The organism is Burkholderia sp. Tr-862, assembly GCF_011753085.1.
Taxonomy (GTDB): Bacteria; Pseudomonadota; Gammaproteobacteria; order Burkholderiales; family Burkholderiaceae; genus Burkholderia; species Burkholderia ambifaria.
Genome location: NZ_VWWG01000012.1, coordinates 16,564 through 37,483 on the forward strand (window position 1 = coordinate 16,564; position 20,920 = coordinate 37,483).

Below are 20,920 nucleotides of genomic sequence, written 5' to 3' on the forward strand. Positions count from 1 at the left end.
CCGTTCGAGATGAGTGAACCGATTCTTCAGTTTGGCACCAGCCGGTTTCTCCAGGCCCATGTCGCCCTGTTCGTATCCCAGGCGCTGGAGCGCGGCGACGCGATCGGCGGGATCCGCATGGTTCAGACCACCGACAATCCGGCAAGCCATGCGCGCATCGCCGCACTCGCCCAATCAGGCAGTTATCCGGTGAAGATCCGCGGCAGGGAACACGGCGCGATCGTGGATACGGTCATCCACTGCCGCGCCGTGCGCGCCGCGTGGATCGCCGATCGCGACTGGGCGATGATCCGGCATGCGATGGCGCATGATGTTCGCGTGATTGTGTCGAACACCGGCGACGCCGGCTATCGTCTCGACGAGCGCGATTCACCGGCCCTGCTCGCGCTGGAGAGTCATGTCCCGCACAGCTTCCCCGCCAAGCTGCTCACGCTGCTGCATGCACGTTGGCGCGCACGGCCCGGTGCGGGCGTGTCGATCTTTCCGTGCGAACTCGTCGCGCGCAATGGCGACACGCTACGCGCGCTGGTCATCGGCCTCGCTGAACAATGGGCGCTGCCCGCGCCCTTCGTCACGTACCTGTCGCAACGATGCATCTGGGTCAACTCACTGGTCGACCGGATCGTCTCCGAACCGATCGAACCGGTGGGCGCCGTGGCCGAGCCCTACGCGCTCTGGGCCATCGAACGACATCCGGGCATGGAGCTGCCGTGCACGCACGAACATATCGTCGTGACCGACGATCTGCTCAGCCATGAGCGGCTCAAGCTGTTCTTTCTGAACGTCGGGCATACCTGGCTCGCCGACCAGTGGCTCGTGCAGCGCCGAAGCAGCGCGCAGACCGTGTTCGACGCGATGAACGACACGACGCTGCGCGAAGGCATCGAGGCCGTCTGGGACGCAGAAGTGTTGCCCGTCTTCGATGTGCTGGGGTTGCGCGTTCGCGCAGAGCAGTACGTTGCAAGTGTGCGCGAACGGTTTCTCAATCCGTACCTCGACCATCACATCGCGGACATCGCCGGCAATCATGTCGAAAAGGTCCGGCGGCGAATTCTGCCGCTGATCGAACTCGCCGATTCGCTCGGAGTTGCGCCTGATCAGACGCGGCTACGCGATACGCTCGCGCGGCATGGCGTGACACCCTCAACCAAAGAGGCAAATGCATCATGAATGATCGGATGGTCGTCATGCTTCATGGCGACGACAACGTAGCGGTGGCATTGAAAACGCTCGAGGCCGGCACGACAATTGAAGTGAACGGCCTGACGACCACCGTTATGACGTCCATTCCGGCGGGTCACAAGATAGCGACCCGTCGCATCGTGCGAGGCAGCCCGGTGATCAAGTACCGGCAAACGATCGGTGTCGCGCTGAACGATATTACGCCGGGCGAGCATGTTCACGTTCACAACGTCGGCATGCCCGAGCATCACGCGCATCGTCCCGCGCACATCGATGCCGGTCACGTGCTCGCACCAGCAGACCGACTGGAAACGTTTCAGGGTTTCGTGCGTGCGGACGGACAGGTTGGCACACGTAACTACATCGGGGTAATCGCCAGCGTCAACTGTTCCGCCAGCGTCTGTCACGCGATTGCGGACACCTTCAACGGCGACGCGATGGCTCCGTTCGAATCCGTGGACGGCGTAGTTGCGATCACGCACCAGAGCGGTTGCGGGATGTCCGCAACCGGAGACGGCATCGCCGTACTTCGCCGCACGCTGACCGGCTACGCATGCAATCCGAACTTCGCGGCCGTGCTGCTGGTGGGCCTCGGTTGCGAAGTGAACCAGGTCGGTGCCCTTTCAACGTCCGTTGAAACAACGCACGCTGCCCCGGTCAGGACCCTCGTCGTCCAGGATGAAGGCGGTGTGCGCGAAACCGTCGCGCGCGGCGTCGCGATCGTCCGGGAAATGCTGACGGCAGCCAATCGCATGACGCGTACCGAAGTTCCGGCCGCGCGGCTCAAAGTGGGCCTGCAATGCGGCGGCTCCGACGGCTACTCGGGGATCACCGCGAATCCCGCGCTCGGGGCAGCCGTTGATCTGCTCGTTCGCCACGGTGGCACCGCCATCCTTTCCGAGACACCGGAGATCTACGGCGCCGAACATTTGCTGACCGCACGCGCGTCCGGCGTCGTAGCCGAGCGGCTCCTCGACAAGCTGCGCTGGTGGGAACGGTATGCGGGCGAATCGGGCGGCGACATGAACAACAACCCCTCGCCCGGCAACAAGGCCGGCGGCATCACGACCATTCTCGAAAAGTCGCTGGGCGCGGTTTCGAAAGGCGGCAGCAGCACGCTCAACGCTGTCTATGACTATGCCGACCGCGTATCGGAATCGGGTCTTGTCTTCATGGACACGCCCGGCTATGACCCGGTATCCGCAACCGGACAGATCGCCGGAGGCGCCAATCTGGTGTGCTTTACGACGGGGCGCGGCTCAGTGTTCGGCTCCAAGCCGGTTCCAACCATCAAGCTGGCGACGACCACCGGACTGTTCGAGCGGATGCGCTCGGATATGGACTTCAATGGCGGCGAGATCGTCGACGGTTCGCTTTCCGTCGGGCAGGCAGGGGCGCAACTGTTCCGGTTGATGCTGGAGGTTGCCTCGGGCGCACGCACCTGCAGCGAGCAGAACGGTATGGGCGACCGCGAGTTCGTGCCGTGGTTACGCGGCCCGATCATGTGATACCCCGCCCTGCGCCCACTCACCTCCGGAAATCATCACCCATGGACATGACCCCGCCCGAATCGGCGCCGCGCGATCGCACAAACGAATTGCGGCTATCGGCGCAGCAACAATATCTGCTCGACGAAGCGCTCTCGCTCCTGATCGACGTTCGTTCGCGTGCGCTGGACATTGCGGCTCAGGTGTGTCGACGTCAAGGCAGTGCCGTGCCCGATGTCCACGATTTTCAATTGCCCGCGATCATCGACCTGCAACGGCGCCTTGCAGGAGCATGTGTACAACCCGATCCGACCATGCAACCTTCGGGATCGGCAGCGGCCGTGACCGTTCTACACGGCATTCCGCGCCGATCGTGCAAACCGGCACGCATTTCGTTACCCGTTGATGGGTGATCCTGAGCAGTCGACGACTCACGCTCCCCGAGCGCTTTCCAACATGAGGTCGCTATGCGTTACTGTCTCGCACTGGATCTGAAAGACGATCCTGATCTGATCGCTCGCTATGAGGAGCATCACCGTGCCGTATGGCCCGAAGTGCTGCGGCATCTTCGCGAGCATGGGGTACGCGGTATGGAAATTTTCCGCCTCGGCACGCGCATGACGATGGTGATGGACACCGACGACGCGGTGTTCGATGCCGAACGCATGGCCCAAGCCGCGGAAGCAAATCCGACGGTTCGTGCCTGGGAAGACGTGATGTGGAAATTCCAGGCCCCCACGCCGTGGACACCAGCCGGTCTGAAGTGGATACCGATGACCCGCATATTCGATCTGCGAACGCAGACGTGAGCGTGCGACTCGCGGACGTCGTTTCCTGAAGTTTTCGCTACGATCACCTTAATGGCATTAGCCGGTGCCCTCTCGCATGGCGGGCGCCGGCTTCAACGGGCCGTGCCGCCTACACGTCGATCCACGCGCCGGTGCCCTCCCGATACTGGATCACACCGCCGTTGAACCGCACCCGCAGGTTGCCGTCCGGCAACGGAACCCAGGTCGTCATGTCGAGGCTCTGCATCAGCCCGGCGAAGAAATCCCGCAGCGGTTGCGGCTCTTCGGCCTGCCAGACTTCGATGCGCCCGAGGCACGCACGCAGGTTGCCATTCGGCTGCATGATCGTGCCGACCTGTCCGGCCACGTTCGGCGCCGGATCGTAGACCGGCGTGCCGTCTGCGCTGACGATCGACAGATGGATCGCGCGCACCGACGCCGGTTGGCCCGGCGTCTGCTCGACGAGCGCGATGCAGCTCGTCATCGCGCCGAAATCGATTTCCGTCGCATCTCCCCAGATGCGCTCGCCAACCGACAGCGGCGCGGGACCTTGTACGTTCTGAATGAGGTAGGGCATGGGTTCCTCGCATGACTCGGTGGGACTGCTGGTGGCGGAGCGGCGGCGTGTTCGGGAAAGCAGACGTGCGTCGGCCCCGCTGCTCACTTTCCGCATCCGGCCTGACGGCCCGGCGGATCGTGTCGATTGATTCTTTGTCGCTGCGCACACCGGAGTCAATCGACCTGTGTTCACGGGCATAATTGCCCGGGACGTTCGTCTTCGACTCGGCAATGGATCGGCCCGTCGCGGCCGATGGGGGTCGCTTTTCGCTAGTCGTGCGTGCAGGCGACCCCGCTGCACCACACGGCATGGATTTCTGAACCTGTCGGTGTACTCATTGTTTCGCCGCTCGCGCCCAAGGATTGGCTGCATGGAAATCCGCACGCCTTCGTCGTGCTTCCTCAGGGAATTCCGCCGCCACCGGCTCGCACTACGCCCCCTTCTTGTCCAACAGCGCCTGATACTTCTGCAAGCTCTCGTCGATCTTGTCGAGCGCGACGCTCGCGGCCTCCCCTTCGATCGCTTCCGCGGCACCCGCGACGAGCGCCGCGGTCGCGACGAACAGATCCGTCAACAGCAGGCCCATCGCATCCATCGCCATCCCGGACACGTTCTCGTCGATGGTCTTCTGCGCGAGATCCTTCATCAGCACGCTCTTGCCCGCGATCGCCAGCGACGTCGACGCCTCGAAGTAGTTGGCCGCCGCCTGCGCAACCATGCCGCCCGCCTGCGTGATCAACATGTTCGGACCAACGGCGATCTGCGTCGTCGCGTAGGACGCCGCTTCCGCGTTGATCGCCTGCACGGTCTGCAGCGCCGGGCCACCTGGCCCGGCCCCACCCGCGATCTGGTTCGGCGCCTTCAACGCATCGGTGAACCTGCGCAGCCGGTTGACCGGCCAAGCGCGCGCGCCGACCTTCGACGCCGGAGCGGCCGGCGCGACATCGGCAGGCGTCGTGGCGTCGGCTTCGGCTGCGGCGTCGTCGACATCGCGCGGCGTCTGCGGCGCGTCGTCACCGCGCCCGCCCAAAAGGCCTTTCATATTCATGGTTCAGGTATCCCGAGAGTCAGCGCGTCTTAATGCGTGGAACCCGTCTGCGGCCCGCCCGTCGCGGCATGCGGCGCACCGCCCGAAGCGCCGCCCGATGCCCCCTTCGGCGACGCCTCGACGGACAGGATCATCGCCACCGCTTTCGACACGACGGCGTTCGAAATCTGGTTCAACGCCGCCTGCTGCTGCGTCATGTTCTGTGCGGAGATGCCGACGGCCTGGCTGAACATCTGGTAAAGCGTGCCCAGCGCCTGGGCCGGGGATCCGGCCACGACGTTGACATTGGTCTGCGTCAGCGCGTCGGTAACCTGCTCATTGACTTTGTCTGCCACGAGGCCTCCTCGAATCTCGGCTCCGGCATGCGGTTGAAGGAACGGGCGGGCCGGCAGGCCATCGACACCGCGTATGCCGTTAGGAACGCTGCGTCCCCGCATTCGTGAACGCGCTCAAGCGAGTCCCTCGCGCAATTTCTTGCGCAGCAGCTCGACGCGCTTTCTGGCAAGCGGCTCGTTGATGCCGAGCGTCGCAGCGATATGCGGATACGGCATGTCCTCCTCGAACTTCAGCGTGAACAGCATTTGCTGCTGCTGCGGGAGCATCGACAGCGCCTGGTCGAGACGCAGCAGTTGCTGTCGGAGCAGCAACTGCTGCTCCATCGACGGTGCGTGGCCCGCCAGCTCGGCGATGTGATCGTCGTCCCAGCTCGAGTCGTATTCGAGCATGCCGTTTTCCCGCTGGCGCTGACGCGCGCCAGAGAGGAATGCGTGATTCAGCGCCAGAAAGAGAAAGCCGGCCAGATTCCGAACGCGCTCGGGCGAACGCTGCAGGTAAATGTGAACCTTGAGTGCGGTATCCGAAAGCAGTTCGTCGGCACGGTAAATGTCCCCCTTGCACAAGAGGCGTGCGCGCCGCCGCAATTTCCCCTGCATTTCACGCCACGTACGATCGAGCTGCTGTGCCTGTGACGCGGCCGGCGGGGCAGCGTGCGGGTTCGAGGTTGTCATTCCGTGCCCTCCGTTTTTATGGAAAACACAGAATCGATTTGATGCCGAGAACGGCGCTGTTACCCGCGTTACACCGTTATTGAGATAATCGTTTTGGTCAATTTTCTTGATTATTGTGAACGGAAATTTTTGATCCACGGGCGTAGCCCGTTCCGTCGTATCAGGCACTCCGCCGGGCGTAAATAACGGCATTGCGATGAAAAAAGAACGACTAGCGTCGCGACGCGTTCGCGCGCCGGCACGCCGCTATCGAGGTCGATCGCCCGAGCGTCATTGCCGCCAAAGTGCCGTCACGTCCGGACTGCTCGTCGATTATTTCGGTATCTTCATTATTTTTTTCACGCAGTACCAGAAGCAGCGTTTTCCGCTAGGTGGCCGCATCGTCAAACAACCTCGCACGGAAAACATGCCTGCCCTTGCTAACGCTCAAACGCTGCGCAATATACGGATACTCACCGATCTTCCGGAAAGTCTGCTCGCCCACGTCGAGCGGCATCTCATGCCCTGGCCCGAACACGGCAACCGAATGTTGTTCTTCAAGGGCGATCCGGAAGATTTCGTCGCCTTCGTACACCGCGGCCGCGTCTACAAGACACTGCACGAACCCGGGGGACGCGAAATCATTCTCGGGCATTCGGTGCCGGGCGAACTCATCGGTGAAAGCACCCTCCTTCGCGCACACCGGCGCAGCTTCACCGCGCAGCTGAGCCACGACTGCCGCATTTCGCTGCTGCATCGCCAGCACTTCGCCCCGCTGCGGGCCAACGCCGATTTCATGGAGCGTATCTACGAACAGCTGTGCCTGCACATCCACCAGCTGAGCGACTTCGCCGAGTCGGCGTGCCTGTACCGGCTCGAAGCAAGGCTCGCGCGCCATCTGCTGAATCGCATGCAAGGGAACGACGTCGAGGTGCCGCTGCCGGAGAACCAGAGCATCCTGGCCGCGATGCTGAACGTCAGCCGTCCGCGACTGAACGGCACGCTGCAGAAGATGCAGCGCGACGGCCTGATCCGGCTTCGCGAACACGGTGTGACGATCGAGAAACCGGAGCGGCTCCGGTACATCGCGGACGCCAATTGATGCCGCGGCGCGCACGTCGTCGTGCGGCGCCGCGGCGTGAGGAGGTGGCGCACCGGGTTGCGCGGCGCGCGGTGAAGATCAGCTGCGCCAGTGACCGATGGCGTTCATCAACTGCGCGACGGCGGCCAATTGCGACACGAAGCTGTCGTTCGACGATCGTGCCGCGGCAGCTGCCGCCACCGGCGAGCCGGCATAGAGCTGCATGATGCCGACGGTCGTGGCGGCGAGGTTGGATGCCGCCTGGTTCGCCTGCATCTGCACCGCGTTGTGAAGCAGGATCGCGGACGCATGGCTGTTCGACTGCATGAGCGTGCCCAAGGCCACGGCGGGCGCTTCGCCCACCACCTTGACGTTGGCTTGCGTGACTGCATCGGCAATCGCGGCGGAGGCCTGTTCCGGCATGTCGTTACTCCTGTTGTTGCTCGCCGCAGCGGCGCAGTCGACGCGGTCACGGCGAAAGCATGAGTGGGTCGGTCGGCGAAGCGCGCCGCGCGGCCGTCGATGCGGCGCGGGCGGCGGCCTTCGCGGATGTCGGCACGACGTCGGGTGCCTGGCGGCAGCCACCGCGGCTGTCGCCAGGCGTCAACGCCGGGTTGCGCGTCAGGCGAGCGCCTTGCCGATCGCGAGCACGTCAGCCAGCACGGAAAGCACGCCGCTCGAGCCGATTTCCGTCGCGGCGGCGCCCGCGCTCGCCGGCCCGAGCGTGTAGAGCTGCATCGTCCCCACGTTCGTCGAGGTCGGCAGTTGCACCGCGGACTGCGACTGCTGCTGCACGGCGTTTTCGAACAGCACGCTGAGCGAATGGCTCTGGGCCTGGTACAGCGAGCCCGTCGCCATCGCGGGCGCTTCGCCCACCACCTTGACGTTGGTCTGCGTGACCGCGTCGGTGATCGCGGCATTGACCGCGCAGGTCTTGCAGTCGCAGGCGTCGGTCGGGTCGCCAATGGTCGTATCGTTTTCGTTTCCCATCGAGTTTCTCCTGGTTTGCGATTGGGCGCCGCATCGAATCGGCTCTGCCCGTTCTATCAGTTCTGTCAGTTGCTCCGGAACACCACACGGCACCGCTGCGCTGGTGGCGGCGGCCGTGCTGCGGATCCGCGGCGCGGCGGCGGCATTGGCGATTCGTACCGCTTGCGCCGCCGCTCAACCACGGTGTTGCGACGGCGCCTTAACGTGCCACCGCCTTGCCGATCGCGATCACGTCGGCCAGCAGCGAGATGATCCCGTTCGAGCCGATTTCCGTGGCGGCCGCGCCCGCGCTTTCCGGCCCGATCGTGTAGAGCTGCATCGTTCCCACGTTCGTCGACGTCTGCGACTGGATCGCGGCCTGCGACTGCTGTTGCACCGCGTTCTCGAACAGGATGCTCAGCGAATGACTTTGGGCCTGGTACAGCGAGCCCATCGCCATTGCCGGCGCTTCGGCGACCACCTTGACGTTGACCTGTGTGACCGCATCGGTAATCGCGGGATTGACCTGGCACACTTGACACTTTTCAGTCATTTGTTGCTCCTTGGTTCACGTAGTTGAGAAGTCGCACATCGGGGCCGGCCGTTTTTCGCGTTCAGCCGCATGACCCGCGTGCTACTACATGGACGCTGAGCCGGGGGTGTCGTGAACGACCGCGGTGGCGGCGGCATCCGGCGCGATCGATTCGGACAATTCGGTCGGGGTGGCGCCGATACTTTGGAGGCGGTCGTATATCGCATCGAGCCGGACGGTGAGCAAATCGACGTATTGCCGGAAGCACGCATCGATTTCCTGCCGGATGAGGCCCGTCAGCTGTTCGCCAATCAACGCCATTGCCTCGCGTGTGCTGTCCTGGATGTCGGCCGCGCCGGATGCCTGAGCGTCGGCCGGCGGCTCGTGCGCGTCGAGTACCCCGGACACCTTCCGCTGTTCCGACGCCAGCATGCCGAGGGTCGTCTCGTTCTGCGCGTCGATCGTCTGCAGGATGCCGCGCATCTTCTCGTATGCCTTTTGCTGGTTGAGTTGCAGGAAATGCTTGATCTGCTCGCGCGCCTCCTGCCGGGTTTTCGGCTGCGGTTGCGGTGTGTTCGCGGCGGGTGCCTGCGGGGCCGTGCCGACGGTTGGCGCCGGCTGGGTGGCGTGCCTGCTCGGCAGCCGCTCCAGCAGTGCCTGTTCTTCGCCCGGCTCGAGTGGCCGCCCCAGGCGCTTTTCCGCGAACTGCCGCAGCAGCGGGTCAAGTGCTTCGTTGCTCATGGATCACACCTCCTCGATGTCCGGCTGTGACGCCGGTGCGTGCGGGTCGGGGTCGAGGTCGGATGGATGCGGCGCAGACGCGCGTGCGTCGGAGTGCTGCAACGGATATCGCATGATGTTCTCCCGGGAATGGATGCGCGACAGCCTTGCCGGAAATTCGGCAGGACTGCTGCAGGGACGAACCATGCGGAGGGTCTGTGAAATCGGTTGTCGTTGGGCTCGGTTGGTGTGCTGTGTGATCGGGCGGTTTGATTGCGACGTTTCGTCGGCGCATGCGCAGCAAGGAAGTCACCGAGATGCGCGTGCACTATGGATATCGATGCGTTCATGTGGTCCTGAGACGGCTAGGCTGGCGAGACAATTGCAAGCGCGTCTATAGGCCGTATCGTGTGGAAGGCCTGTCGCTGCGGCATAAGCGGGCACGACGCAACAAGTCGGGGCGGCTGCGACAGCCCACGCATATCGTGACCACGATCAACGAGATCTGGTGCTTGGATTTCGTTGCCGATGTGGTGTTCGACGGGAGACGTCTTCGGACACTGACCGTCGTCGACAACTACTCATGGGAATGCCCGGCCATCGAGGTCGGACAAAGGCTGAAGGGGGAGCATGTGGTCGAAGTGCTGACGCGTATCATCGCTATGCGTGGGCAATAGGCTTGCGTCGCTGCTTTCGTGTAATGACCCAGTGATCTCCTGCTCACGCCATAATGGACGAAGACATTAAGCGATCGACTGCGAAGCGCAAGAGCGCGCCGGTGCTGGACATCAGCCAGGGCAAAACGACGGTCGCAGAGGCCAGTCGTGCCTACGACTTGTCATCCTCCGAAATTGAGATTCGCACTGGACTTGCCCCTATATCTCCCGACACGCGCTAAAACAAACTCGTCAATGTTGCGAACCGGGGGGTCGACAGATGTCCGTAATGACGCCATCTGCGAAGACCTTGCCCTCCCACATCTGAATTCCCTTGCCGATAACCAGAAGTGGAGCAACCAGGGCGAAGGACAGAAACTTGACCGGTACATTGTGTTCGTGGCCAAGTTCGAGAACTCGACCTTCCACCAACCAGCGGCAATCGAAGTACCGGCCCTCGATGACCAGCGGGCAACCAAAATGCATGCCCGGAGTTACGAACACTGGCCCTTTCCGTCCTCCTTCGGCTGTGGTTCTGAGACGAAGACGAAGTACCACGTCAGGTTGCATCAGATTCTCTCCCGAGCCATGGTTCTCCTGAACTCACGTGGCGAGCAATATTTCAGCGCACTATGAGGATGCAGCTCGTTGTAATGCTCGAAGGCGATGGCGAGATTGCGCACGGCCGTCGCCGCGTCGGGCTTCGGCATGAAGGTCACGTAGTCGCGCTTCATCGTCTTCACGAAGCTCTCCGCGATGATGCGTCGAATTTCCCCGACCAACTCAGCGTCGTTGGCTTGCCTCGCTGTGCGCCCGTCACGCCAATCAGCAGGCCGGGCGAGCTTCGCCGTCACGTTCGAGCGCGCTATGCCGAGAACTTCGCAGACCTGTTTCACTGGCCGTCCCCCGGCAATGATGGTGAGCGCGCAATCCATTTTCTTGCTCGACCGTATTCGACAGCTTCGCGCAGGATTTCCGCTCCATCGTTTTCTTGCCCAGCAGCCGTTGCAGCTCTTTGATTTGTTTGAGCGCGTCTGCTAACTCCGAGGCCGGCACGACTTCCTCGCCGGGGCTCACCGCCGAGAGGCCGCCATCCTGGTAGAGCTTGCACCAATGGAACACCTGATTCGGATTCACACCGCGGAGGCGTGCCACCATCGAGACCGTCTTGCTCGGCTCAAAGGTTTCCCTGACCATCGCGACTTTTTCTCCACCGACCACCGCCGTCGACGCTCGGGGCCCGTCAACACTTCCATTACTTCTTGCTTGCTGTTAGTTAAAAACACAGTCGTATGCCTACCCGCTATTCGCTATTGTAAGGGGGTGACTGTGTCCGGCGTCTCACGCACTCAATCTGCATTTCAATGGATGACATCCGCCTAATTCACCGGTCAGGCAAGGGAGTCCGCCTCGTCCGACAACTCAACTAAACCGAAAATCTCCACTTCCGAGCAGGACCAATTTTGATTCGCGATTACTAGAATTTGCATAGAAATGACAGGATTGCGGTACGAACATAGGCAACCCGTTGATTTGTTTGACATGCCCTCAATGACCCGAACAATACGCCTACTAAATAAGAAGTGAAAAATCGATGCACACCTAATATTCTGGCGCCTGATCTTTCCAGTTGTCAGGCATAACAATTTTTGCCTTAACATCTGCATGCTCCTCTAGGAGAAACAGCAGATTGCTGCCACTCAACAGTTCGATTGGTTTGTTGTTGGCAAAGTCGAAGGCTGCCTTACCATATCCGCTTGTTGTGACAAGAATGCCTTTTGATGCCCCTTCATTTTGCATCGTTCCGAACAGATCGCGGACTGCACTAACACCAACCGTATTCTTGTAGCGCTTTGCCTGTATGACAATCTTTCCGCCGAAAATTGGTCGAGGATCATAGGCAACGCAATCCACGCCACCATCTCGCGAAGATTGAGTAAGCTTTGTTTCGAGCCCCATCTTCTCAAAAAGATTTGTGATTAACGCTTCGAAGTCGCCAGGCGTCAAATCCATGAGATTTGCGCGTTGGTCAAGTGTCGAAATGACATCCCGTTCTTCGACAAACCTGGGATCAACCATATTGAACTCAAGAATGGGGCTAACCGGCGCCAGTTCAGCGGGACTCTTCGATAGTGATGCATTAAGTGTTTTAAGACATGCAATCGGATCGACGCGAGTCAGATCCAGGCCTTCAAAAGTTTCGCGCGTTGTGCGAACGGTGATAATGCACGGGCGAATACTACGGCCCGACCCACGGTCGATCGTATTGACAAATCCATTGACTACAATTGATTCGAGGTGGCCGTAGCAGTCGACGGAAAACATCTCACATAAAACTCGGATCGCCATTTGCGCTACCACGGAGGTGTAAAGAGCTCTCCGCTGAACTTCGGGGCGCGGTGTTTCACTGATCGAATCTGTTGCCTTTATGTATTTGTAGGCCTTGACGTCGGGAATGATTCCATCGAATTCTGGAAGGTTGAATTCAACGATTAGTTGCTTCGACTCGGAAACATACGCAAGTTTGCCATCGCCGTTAAATCCCGCAGGCAGATGTTGGAACGACTCCCTTTGAACGCGCTCGAACAAGTCTTGAATCGCGCTGGGGGCATCTTTCTCAAGACCTGCAATCCACTTCTTTACATTTAAAAGCCTTTCCGCCTCGACAGCTTTCAATTCGGCTATCATGCGCTCATGCTCGTCACGCTTTTTCGCCACCTCAGCAAGACGCGCTTCCTCTTTTTGCGTGTACTCTACTATATACCGCTGCTGATATCTGTCGCGAGCTGCATCAACCCGCTTGCTATATCCCGCTGCAATCCATGGCAGCCAACCGATAAGTGCGCTTGGCCGCTCGGGATAGATCATCTCGGGCTTGGTGAGCGGGATATCGAGCGATCCTAGTGACAACTGCGGATACTCCCTCTCGGTCAGCATCTTATCGAAATCGACCTTCATCGGCTGTTTGACTCTGGTCGCTAAAATGCTTTCAAGCTCTGATACTCGTCGATCTAACTCGGCATTGCGCGACGCTACCTGCTGCGTCTTATATTCGATGAGTTCTTGCTTGGTCTCTTTAGCTATTCGCGCTACCTCGCGCTCATACTCTCGCGCCGCTCGCAGGCGAGCGCGTTCCGTCTGGGCAGAATAGTTCTGGGTCATAGACTGGGCCCCCGAGGCAAAAATTTCCGTCTATTCCGTAGGTACGGTAGCTACATGCGGCTCAAGATCATAATAACAATTGCAACTATACCCATGGTGTCAAATTATATAGGGGCTTCCATGGACGACCTCCCCGCCGCGATAACCATCTCCCCCACTCGGAGGGGGCTTCAGGGGAAAAAGAATTACTTAGGCACGGGCCGGAACCCTGGGCGCAGACCGCCTGAAAGGCACTCCGGCCGATCAATTGGGCCTAGCGCCACCGTACGGCATATCGTCTCGCGCCACTGCGGAATGAACGCAGGTCGCGCCGCTCGTTGTGAGCTTGCGCCTGTTGACGGCGTCCGATTTTCGGGCACTAGGAACGCTCACGATCGAGGCGCGATTGCGCGAAACGCTGGACCACGAACGCATGAGTCATCCGGCGCTATGCGCGCTGAGTGACGCACGCTCACAAGCGATTTGTCTGATCGATCCGTTTGGTCTGAGTTCGCGCACTCGGCAAGTTATCAACACGCTACCGTGGCAACCGTTGAAGACCCCTACGGGGCGTTCATCGTTCATTAAACCGATGTCTAACCCGCGTTGATAGAAATTGCCTATACCGCGCCTAAATGACAAAGCGACTTAAAAAATCGACGGAAGAAAATGTCGTAACTATTTGATTTCACTGGCCCGCCCTACACGATTCGAACGTGTGACCTACGGCTTAGAAGGCCGTTGCTCTATCCAACTGAGCTAAGGGCGGTCGAGGGAACAAGACACGGCCACAAAAACCCGGGCCGCATATGACGCACGAAGCTTCGAGCCCAGCCACAACAACCACGAACTCAAAGCCCCGAAACGAAACGGGCCCGGCATGAAGCCGAGCCCGAAATTATACCCGATCATCGCGCCATATCACGCGACACCGGCGCCGCAACCGTCAAACCGGCTGCGGATGCATCATGAACCAGCCGAGGAAGAACACGCCGGCGATCACGCAATACACGCCGAACGAAGCCAGCCGACCGCGCCCTTCGAAATAGCGCATCAGAAACCGCACGCTCAGATAAGCGGCAATCGCCGTCAGCACGCCGCCGAGCAGCGCATCCATGAGCTGGTCGCGCGCATGAAAAAGCTTCGGCAATTCGAGCACGCCCGCGGCGAAGATGATCGGTGTGCCGAGCAGGAACGAGAACTCCGCCGCCTTCTCCGCCGTCAGCCCCGCTACATTGCCGGCGATCATCGTCAGCCCGCTGCGCGAAAAACCCGGAATCAGCGCACCGATCTGCGCGAGGCCGACGAAGAACGCCTGCTTGAACGTCATCTTCTCCGGCGCCTGGTGCGCGCGGCTGCGCTGGATGCGATCGCCGACCCACAGCAGCACGCCGTTGATGATCAGCGCGACCGCGACGATGCGCAGATCATGGAACACGCGCTCGAGGCGCTTCTCGAGCAGCAGGCCGACGATCCCGGTCGGGATCGTGCCGATGATCAGCGCCCACATCAGGTGCCCGTCGTCGTTCTTGCGGCCGCCGAGCTGCGCGAAGAAGCCGCTGATCAGCGCGATCCAGCGCGCACGGAAATACCACAGCAGCGCGAGCGCGGTGCCGAGGTGCAGCGCGACGAGGAATGGCAGCAACTGCGGCGCATGCTTGTCGATGTGCATGCCGAACAACGCCGGCACGAGCAGCGTGTGGCCGAGACTGCTGACGGGGAAGAGTTCGGTAACGCCCTGCAGGACGCTCAGGAATACCAGAAACCAGAGACTCACGCGTCGGTCCTTTTAGTGATGAGCAATCGGGTGAAAAAGCGGACGACGCAGCGCGCGTCCGAAAAACGCGCCCCGATTATGCCCAGCCAGGATTACCGCGCCAAGGCATTTGGCAGGTTATTGCGGCAATGCACACAAACGCTTGCAATTTGTAAGCGTTCGGAAAGCAAAAAGCCCGCCATTTGCATGGCGGGCCTTTCGATTCCGGCAGAAATTGCCGTCAGCGGCCGAGCTGGTAGAAAAACAATACCGTGCTGCCGGTGAACATGCCGAACAGTGCGATTCCCATTGCCATTGCCAGATCCATGGCCGCTCCTCGAAGTGTCATGACCCGGCAACCTCACCGGTTTAGAGGCATTATCCCGACGCCTGACAATCTGAAAACTCGCGATTTCCCCGAGAAGGGTTTTCCCCGACCGCCTCGCGGCCCGATAATGGAGCGCGCCATCGCGCACCCCGCCCACACCGTTCATACCGATTCGCCATGCCGATCTTCCAGCAGCACGACATTCACGAACTCCACGCCGGCCCGTCGCTCGTTCGGGTCGCCCCGCAATTCGGCGGCCGTCTGCTGTCGTGGCACGTCGACGGCGAGCCGATCATCTTCTGGCCGGAAACGGCCGACTGGAGCAACCTCGCGCGAGTGCGCGGCGGCAATCCGCTGCTGTTCCCGTTCCTCGGCCGCCACCGCGTCGACGGCGAACTCGGCCGCTGGCGCGATGCCGCCGGCGTGGTCCGCGACCTGCCGATGCACGGTTTCGCACGCGACCTGCCGTTCGCGGCACAACCGTCGGCCGATGGCGCCGCACTCACGATGACGCTGGAAAGCGACGAAGCGCTGCACGCGAGCTACCCGTTCGATTTCCGCTTCGATACGACCTATCGGCTCGCCGACGCACACACGCTCGAGGTCGCGCTCACCACGACCAACCGCGGCGACACGCCGCTGCCCTACTACGCGGGCCACCATTTCTATTTCGCGCTGCCGCACGGCGAACGCGCGCAAACCACGCTCGAGCTACCGCCCACGCACCGCTGCGCGCAGAACGCCGACGGCTCCATCAGCGCGCCCGAACGCGGCGACGCGCATTACACGCTCGACGATCCAGACATCCTCGACCGCTTCCACTGCCTGGACGGCGCGCCGTCCACGCCGGTGCGCATCGTGATGCCGGGCCGCCACCGCACGATCGAGATCGCGCTCGACGTACTGGGCTCGATCCCGTGGTACGCGGTCACGACCTGGACCGAAAAGCCGGAATCGGACTTCTACTGCGTCGAGCCGTGGCTCGGCCTGCCGGACGCGATCCACAACGGTCTCGGGCTGCGCATGCTCGCGCCGGGCTCGACCGAAACGGCCACGCTGCGCATCCGCGTGCTGCCGCTCGCAGGCTGATGCCATCGCACGCCGAAAGGCGCGCGGTGGGCGCGAAACTGCGGCGCTCGGGTCGAACCCGTTAAAATCTGACGTTTTGTATTGCCTGCCGCGTCGCGCGGCAGGGTTTTGCGAGGTTCAATGTTCGGAACAACAACGAAGCGACTCTTCGCGGCCGCCTGCGCCGCACTGCTCGTCGCGTGCGGCTCCGCGCCCGTCGGCCCGGGTTACTACCGCGTCGAGCGCGGCGACACGCTCTACAAGATCGCGCGCGAGAATCGCACGTCGATGGCGAACGTCGTGCGCTGGAACCAGATCACGAACCCCGATGCGATCGAGGTCGGCCAGGTGTTGCGCGTCGCGCCGCCGCCCGGCACCACGACCGCGTCGACGACCGGCACCGGCAGCGCGGGCCGCAGTCGCCCCGCGCCTTCCGCGCCGGTCGAATCGGCCGTCAAGCCGGCCACCAGCATCGCGCTGATCTGGCCGGCCGCCGGCAACGTGGTGCGCACGTTCGACGGTTCGAAATCCAAGGGCATCGATATCGCGAACGCCGCAGGCTCACCGGTGCTGGCCGCCGCGCCGGGCACGGTCGTCTATGCGGGTAACGGATTGCGCGGCTACGGCAACCTGATCATCCTCAAGCACAACGCCGATTACCTGACGGCGTACGCACACAACCGTGCGCTGCTCGTGAAGGAAGGTCAGTCGGTCACGCAGGGGCAGACGATCGCGGAGATGGGCAATAGCGACACCGATCGCGTCGCGCTGCATTTCGAACTGCGTTACGGCGGCCGCTCGATCGATCCGGCACGCTACCTGCCGGCGCGCTGAACGCGCCCGGCATCGACAAGGCGACACGCGATGCCGGCATGCATCGCATGTCGTCGCGAGGGAAATCGGGAAGGTTGTGTCAGCGCTTGCGCAGACGGCCGGTGAAACGGCCGGACAACGGATCGACGCGGCTGGCAAACACCACCAGCGCCCCGATTCCGAACAGGCTGAACCCCGCAGCTATCAAAAGCAAATCCATGGTCACATCACTGTTTTGTCGTGATCTTATGCGTCATTGCGGAATCGTGCACTGAGTCGCACCCGTTGCACGAGTCCGAACATTCCCTATCTCTCACACGCCATTGTGGTTTCGGTCGCGTGAAATGTTGATGTAAACCATCGACCGGATCCGTCGATCGACATCAAGGAGACCCGCGATGCTGCCCGCCGCCGAACGCTACGACGACCTGCTCTCCCGCTTCCAGTGGGAGGTTCCGGCCCGCTACAACATCGCGGTGGACGTCTGCGACAAGTGGGCCGACGGCCGCGGGCGGCTCGCGCTGATCCACGAAACGTCGCAAGGCGACGTGTCGCGCATCACATTCGACGACCTGAGGAATGCTTCTAACCGGCTCGCGAACAGCTTTGCGCGTGCGGGCCTGCAACGCGGCGACCGGATCGCCATCTTCCTCGCGCAGGGCCCCGAAACCGCGATTGCCCATCTCGCCGCGTACAAGCTCGGCGCGATCGCAGTGCCGCTGTTCACGCTGTTCGGCACCGACGCGCTCGAATACCGGCTCGCGAACAGCGAAGCCGCCGCGCTCGTCACCGACACGGCCGGCTATGCGAAGATCGCGCCGCTGCGCGCGCAACTGCCGACGCTGCGCACGTGCTACTGCATCGGCGCCGACGTGCCCGACGCGCCGGGCGTGCTGCGCTACGACGACGCCCTCGCGGCTGAATCGCCGGACTTCGTGCCGGCTGACACCGCCGCCGACGATCCGGCGGTGATCATCTATACGTCCGGCACGACCGGCAAGCCGAAAGGCGCGCTGCACGCCCATCGCGTGCTGCTGGGCCACCTGCCGGGCGTCGAGATGTCGCAGCAATGCTTTCCGCGTGACGCGCGCCTGTTCTGGACGCCCGCCGACTGGGCCTGGATCGGCGGCCTGCTCGACGTGCTGCTGCCGTCATGGCATCACGGCGTGCCGGTGCTCGCGCGCCGCTTCGAGAAGTTCGACGGCGAGGCCGCGTTCGCGCTGATGGCCCGGCACGGCGTGACCCACGCGTTCCTGCCGCCCACCGCGTTGAAGCTGATGCGCACGGTGCCGGCTCCGCGCGAGCGCCACACGCTGGCGCTGAAATCGGTCGCGAGCGGTGGAGAGTCGCTCGGCACCGAGCTGACAGCCTGGGGACGCGACGCGCTCGGCGTGACGATCAACGAGTTCTACGGACAGACTGAATGCAACATGGTGCTGTCGTCGTGCGCCGCGCTGTTCGACGCGCAGCCCGGTGCGATCGGCAAGGCCGTGCCCGGCCATACGGTCGCGATCGTCGACGAGCACGGCACGCCGCTGCCGCCCGGCATCGAGGGGCGCATCGCGGTGCGCCGCCCCGACCCGGTGATGTTCATCGAATACTGGCGCAATCCCGCCGCGACGCGCGACAAGTTCGCGGGCGACTACCTGCTCACCGGCGACACCGGCACGATCGACGCCGACGGGTTCGTGCGCTTCGTCGGCCGCGATGACGACGTGATCACGAGCGCCGGCTACCGAATCGGCCCGGGGCCGATCGAAGACTGCCTGCTCACGCATCCGGCGGTGCGGATGGCGGCCGTCGTCGGCGTGCCCGACCCGACCCGCACCGAGATCGTCAAGGCGTTCGTCGTGCTGAACCCCGGCCATGTCGGCGACGACGCGCTCGTCCAGGCGCTGCAGGCGCACGTGCGCACGCGCCTGGCCGCGCACGAGTACCCGCGCGCGATCGCGTTCGTCGACAGCCTGCCGATGACGGCGACCGGCAAGATCGTGCGCCGCGCGCTGCGCGACGCGTGAACCGGGTGGGCCGCGCCGGGCGGCCGGCCGGTCGCCCGGATGGTTTATAGTGGCGCCACGCAGTCTTTCCAACGCACAACGATGTCCTCCCACCAACACGAATCCGCCGCGGGCGCGTCGCACAGCCCGCTCTACGCCAAACTCCTCGGCGAAACCGCCAAGATCGACTGGTGCGATCTCGAACGCTTCTTCGCGCAGGGCAAGCTGCTGTCGGTCGCACGCGATCTCGATCTCGTCAGCGTCGCGGAAGCGATTGCCGGCGACGATGCGCAACAGGTCACGCGCTGGCTGTCGTCCGGCCTCGTCGCGCGCATGCCGGCGGAAACGGCCGCCGACTTCGCGGCGCGCAATCCGGAGCTGTGGGCGGTCGTCGTCTCGCCGTGGGTCTGCGTGCAGGAACGCGCCTGACGCGTCCCATGTCCGAATCCGCATTACCGCACGCGGCCGGCACCGGGTCGGCCGCCGTCTCGCACCGGCGCGTCCTCGCGCTCGCGTTCCCGATCGTCCTGGCGAACCTGACCCAGCCGATCCTCGGCGCGGTGGACACGGCCGTCGCCGGCCACCTCGACGGCGCGCAGTATCTCGGCGGCGTCGCGCTCGGCGGACTGTTCTTCAATTTCGTGTTCTGGGGCTTCGGCTTCCTGCGCATGGGCACGACCGGCCTCGTCGCGCAGGCGCACGGCGCCGGCGACGCCGCCGGCATCCGCCTGAACGTGCTGCGCGCGCTGATCGTCGCGTTCGCGCTCGGCGCCGCGGTGCTCGCGCTGCAAGTGCCGCTGCTGTCGTTCGCGCTGTCCGCGCTGGGCGGCAGCGAGGCGGTCCGCGCAACCGCGCTGGCCTATGGCCACGCGCGGATCTGGAGCGCGCCATTCGCGCTCGCGAACTACGTCGTGCTCGGCTACCTGCTCGGCGTGCAGCGCGTGCGGCTCGCGCTCGTCGCGCAAGTCTTCATCAATGCGGTAAACATCGGTGCCGTGCTGTTGTACGTGTACGGCTTCGGCTGGGGCATTGCCGGGATCGGCGCGGCGACCGCGACCGCCGACGCATGCGGCTTCGCACTCGGTGCCTGGATGCTGTGGCAGTTGCGGCCGCGCGGCCTCGCGCCCATCGCCGCGCGTGCGCTGGCGGACCGTGCGGCGCTCAAGCGGCTGATCGCGCTCAATCGCGACATCTTCCTGCGCACGCTGTGCCTGCTCGGCGCGTTCGGCTGGTTCGCGCATCTCGGCGCCAAACAGGGCGACGCGACGCTCGCGGCCAACGCATTGCTGCTGAATTTTCAGACCTTCATGGCGTACGGGCTGGACGGTTTCGCGCATGCGGCCGAGGCGCTCGTCGGCGCCGCGGCCGGTGCGCGCGACCGCACCGCGTTCCGGCAGACCGTGCGCGTCACGTTGCTCTGGTCCGGGCTCGGTGCGCTGCTGTTCACGCTCGTCTACTGGGCGGCCGGCGGCTGGATCGTCGCGCGGCTGACCGATCAGGCCGAGATCCGCGCGGTCGCGCTGCAATACCTGCCGTGGGCGGCAATCTCGCCGATCGTGTCCGTGTGGGGATTCCTGCTCGACGGTGTGTTCATCGGCGCGACGCAGACGCAATCGCTGATGCGCGCGATGGTCGCGTCGTTCGCGATCTTCATTGCCGCGACGCTGACCGTCGTCGGCCCGTTCGGCAATCATGGGCTGTGGTTCGCGCTGCTGTTGTTCATGGTCGCGCGCGGCGCGACGCTCGCCCGCTACCTGCCAGCGCTCGTGCGGCGGATCGGCGCCGACGCTCCCGCGGCCGGTGCCTGAC

General features: G+C 63.0%; 22 protein-coding genes, 1 tRNA gene and 3 pseudogenes. 12 read left to right on the plus strand and 14 right to left on the minus strand.

From position 1 onward, the window contains the following. Positions 1 to 9: 9 nt before the first annotated feature. From F3J14_RS06335 to F3J14_RS06350, 4 genes are read left to right on the plus strand one after another with little or no spacing between them, the layout of a single operon-like run. Positions 10 to 1,170 carry a mannitol dehydrogenase family protein gene (locus F3J14_RS06335; RefSeq protein ID WP_166722280.1) on the plus strand — a complete coding sequence of 387 codons (1,161 nt, stop codon included), beginning with the start codon at positions 10 to 12 and terminating at the stop codon, positions 1,168 to 1,170. Then, positions 1,167 to 2,690 (plus strand): altronate dehydratase family protein, encoded by a 1,524-nt coding sequence (locus F3J14_RS06340; protein ID WP_166722281.1) that lies wholly within the window; start codon positions 1,167 to 1,169, stop codon positions 2,688 to 2,690. Before F3J14_RS06335 ends, F3J14_RS06340 begins: the two co-directional genes overlap by 4 nt. Before the next feature lie 41 nt (positions 2,691 to 2,731). Then, the gene (locus F3J14_RS35405; RefSeq protein ID WP_211080330.1) at positions 2,732 to 3,082 is read left to right on the plus strand and encodes a hypothetical protein; all 351 of its coding nucleotides are present in this window, start codon (positions 2,732 to 2,734) and stop codon (positions 3,080 to 3,082) included. 54 nt (positions 3,083 to 3,136) lie between these two features. Next, positions 3,137 to 3,478 (plus strand): L-rhamnose mutarotase, encoded by a 342-nt coding sequence (locus tag F3J14_RS06350; protein WP_166722282.1) that lies wholly within the window; start codon positions 3,137 to 3,139, stop codon positions 3,476 to 3,478. Positions 3,479 to 3,587: 109 nt separating this feature from the next. On the opposite strand, the gene F3J14_RS06355 is transcribed toward F3J14_RS06350, so the two are convergent. The 4 genes from F3J14_RS06355 to F3J14_RS06370 all read right to left on the minus strand — a co-directional run bounded on the left by F3J14_RS06355 (position 3,588) and on the right by F3J14_RS06370 (position 6,209). Beyond that, entirely contained in the window at positions 3,588 to 4,034 is a 447-nt protein-coding gene (locus F3J14_RS06355; RefSeq protein ID WP_166722283.1) for a hypothetical protein, read from the minus strand. Positions 4,035 to 4,446: 412 nt separating this feature from the next. Next, positions 4,447 to 5,064, minus strand: a complete 618-nt coding sequence (locus F3J14_RS06360; protein WP_166722284.1) for a hypothetical protein — start codon at positions 5,062 to 5,064, stop codon at positions 4,447 to 4,449. A gap of 29 nt (positions 5,065 to 5,093) precedes the next feature. Then, positions 5,094 to 5,399: a RebB family R body protein gene (locus F3J14_RS06365; RefSeq protein WP_166722285.1), complete on the minus strand. Its 306-nt coding sequence runs from the start codon at positions 5,397 to 5,399 to the stop codon at positions 5,094 to 5,096. Between the two features lie 114 nt (positions 5,400 to 5,513). After that, complete coding sequence (locus tag F3J14_RS06370) at positions 5,514 to 6,209, minus strand: sigma-70 family RNA polymerase sigma factor (protein ID WP_348771946.1); 696 nt, start codon at positions 6,207 to 6,209, stop codon at positions 5,514 to 5,516. Between the two features lie 58 nt (positions 6,210 to 6,267). Here F3J14_RS06370 and F3J14_RS06375 point away from each other — a divergent pair, with 58 nt between their 5' ends. After that, positions 6,268 to 7,152 carry a Crp/Fnr family transcriptional regulator gene (locus tag F3J14_RS06375; RefSeq protein WP_247682149.1) on the plus strand — a complete coding sequence of 295 codons (885 nt, stop codon included), beginning with the start codon at positions 6,268 to 6,270 and terminating at the stop codon, positions 7,150 to 7,152. 78 nt (positions 7,153 to 7,230) lie between these two features. Here the strand turns inward: F3J14_RS06375 and F3J14_RS06380 are convergent, their stop codons facing one another. The 4 genes from F3J14_RS06380 to F3J14_RS06395 form a co-directional block, all read right to left on the minus strand. Further along, complete coding sequence (locus F3J14_RS06380; protein WP_126227514.1) at positions 7,231 to 7,554, minus strand: RebB family R body protein; 324 nt, start codon at positions 7,552 to 7,554, stop codon at positions 7,231 to 7,233. Between the two features lie 198 nt (positions 7,555 to 7,752). After that, positions 7,753 to 8,121, minus strand: a complete 369-nt coding sequence (locus F3J14_RS06385) for a RebB family R body protein (RefSeq protein ID WP_006757151.1) — start codon at positions 8,119 to 8,121, stop codon at positions 7,753 to 7,755. A gap of 199 nt (positions 8,122 to 8,320) precedes the next feature. Next, positions 8,321 to 8,653: a RebB family R body protein gene (locus F3J14_RS06390; protein ID WP_166722286.1), complete on the minus strand. Its 333-nt coding sequence runs from the start codon at positions 8,651 to 8,653 to the stop codon at positions 8,321 to 8,323. 84 nt (positions 8,654 to 8,737) lie between these two features. Then, positions 8,738 to 9,373, minus strand: a complete 636-nt coding sequence (locus tag F3J14_RS06395) for a hypothetical protein (RefSeq protein ID WP_166722287.1) — start codon at positions 9,371 to 9,373, stop codon at positions 8,738 to 8,740. Between the two features lie 272 nt (positions 9,374 to 9,645). Between F3J14_RS06395 and F3J14_RS06400 the strand changes: the two are divergent. Further along, positions 9,646 to 10,008, plus strand: a pseudogene (locus tag F3J14_RS06400) (IS3 family transposase); the annotation flags it as partial. A gap of 74 nt (positions 10,009 to 10,082) precedes the next feature. Beyond that, positions 10,083 to 10,208: pseudogene (locus F3J14_RS06405) on the plus strand (DUF1153 domain-containing protein); the annotation flags it as partial. 52 nt (positions 10,209 to 10,260) lie between these two features. On the opposite strand, the gene F3J14_RS06410 reads toward F3J14_RS06405, so the two are convergent. From F3J14_RS06410 to F3J14_RS35410, 6 genes and pseudogenes are all read right to left on the minus strand, one after another. Continuing rightward, positions 10,261 to 10,512 carry a hypothetical protein gene (locus F3J14_RS06410; protein ID WP_166722289.1) on the minus strand — a complete coding sequence of 84 codons (252 nt, stop codon included), beginning with the start codon at positions 10,510 to 10,512 and terminating at the stop codon, positions 10,261 to 10,263. Between the two features lie 65 nt (positions 10,513 to 10,577). Beyond that, a pseudogene (locus F3J14_RS06415) lies at positions 10,578 to 11,264 on the minus strand (transposase). Positions 11,265 to 11,610: 346 nt separating this feature from the next. Further along, complete coding sequence (locus F3J14_RS06420) at positions 11,611 to 13,170, minus strand: restriction endonuclease (RefSeq protein WP_166722290.1); 1,560 nt, start codon at positions 13,168 to 13,170, stop codon at positions 11,611 to 11,613. 671 nt (positions 13,171 to 13,841) lie between these two features. After that, positions 13,842 to 13,918 (minus strand) — tRNA-Arg (locus F3J14_RS06425). A gap of 177 nt (positions 13,919 to 14,095) precedes the next feature. Beyond that, on the minus strand, positions 14,096 to 14,926 hold the full coding sequence (locus tag F3J14_RS06430) for an undecaprenyl-diphosphate phosphatase (protein ID WP_166722291.1): 831 nt from the start codon (positions 14,924 to 14,926) through the stop codon (positions 14,096 to 14,098). Positions 14,927 to 15,146: 220 nt separating this feature from the next. Then, positions 15,147 to 15,254, minus strand: a complete 108-nt coding sequence (locus F3J14_RS35410) for a hypothetical protein (RefSeq protein WP_006750334.1) — start codon at positions 15,252 to 15,254, stop codon at positions 15,147 to 15,149. A gap of 156 nt (positions 15,255 to 15,410) precedes the next feature. On the opposite strand from F3J14_RS35410, the gene F3J14_RS06435 reads away from it, so the two are divergent. From F3J14_RS06435 to F3J14_RS06455, 5 genes are all read left to right on the plus strand, one after another. Continuing rightward, on the plus strand, positions 15,411 to 16,322 hold the full coding sequence (locus F3J14_RS06435; RefSeq protein WP_166722292.1) for an aldose epimerase: 912 nt from the start codon (positions 15,411 to 15,413) through the stop codon (positions 16,320 to 16,322). Positions 16,323 to 16,442: 120 nt separating this feature from the next. Further along, complete coding sequence (locus F3J14_RS06440; protein ID WP_166722293.1) at positions 16,443 to 17,135, plus strand: peptidoglycan DD-metalloendopeptidase family protein; 693 nt, start codon at positions 16,443 to 16,445, stop codon at positions 17,133 to 17,135. A 377-nt stretch (positions 17,136 to 17,512) separates the two neighbouring features. After that, positions 17,513 to 19,132 (plus strand): acyl-CoA synthetase, encoded by a 1,620-nt coding sequence (locus F3J14_RS06445; RefSeq protein ID WP_166722294.1) that lies wholly within the window; start codon positions 17,513 to 17,515, stop codon positions 19,130 to 19,132. Positions 19,133 to 19,213: 81 nt separating this feature from the next. Then, positions 19,214 to 19,540, plus strand: a complete 327-nt coding sequence (locus tag F3J14_RS06450) for a DUF2288 domain-containing protein (protein ID WP_012363583.1) — start codon at positions 19,214 to 19,216, stop codon at positions 19,538 to 19,540. An 8-nt stretch (positions 19,541 to 19,548) separates the two neighbouring features. Continuing rightward, positions 19,549 to 20,919, plus strand: a complete 1,371-nt coding sequence (locus F3J14_RS06455; RefSeq protein WP_166722295.1) for an MATE family efflux transporter — start codon at positions 19,549 to 19,551, stop codon at positions 20,917 to 20,919. Position 20,920: the final 1 nt, after the last annotated feature.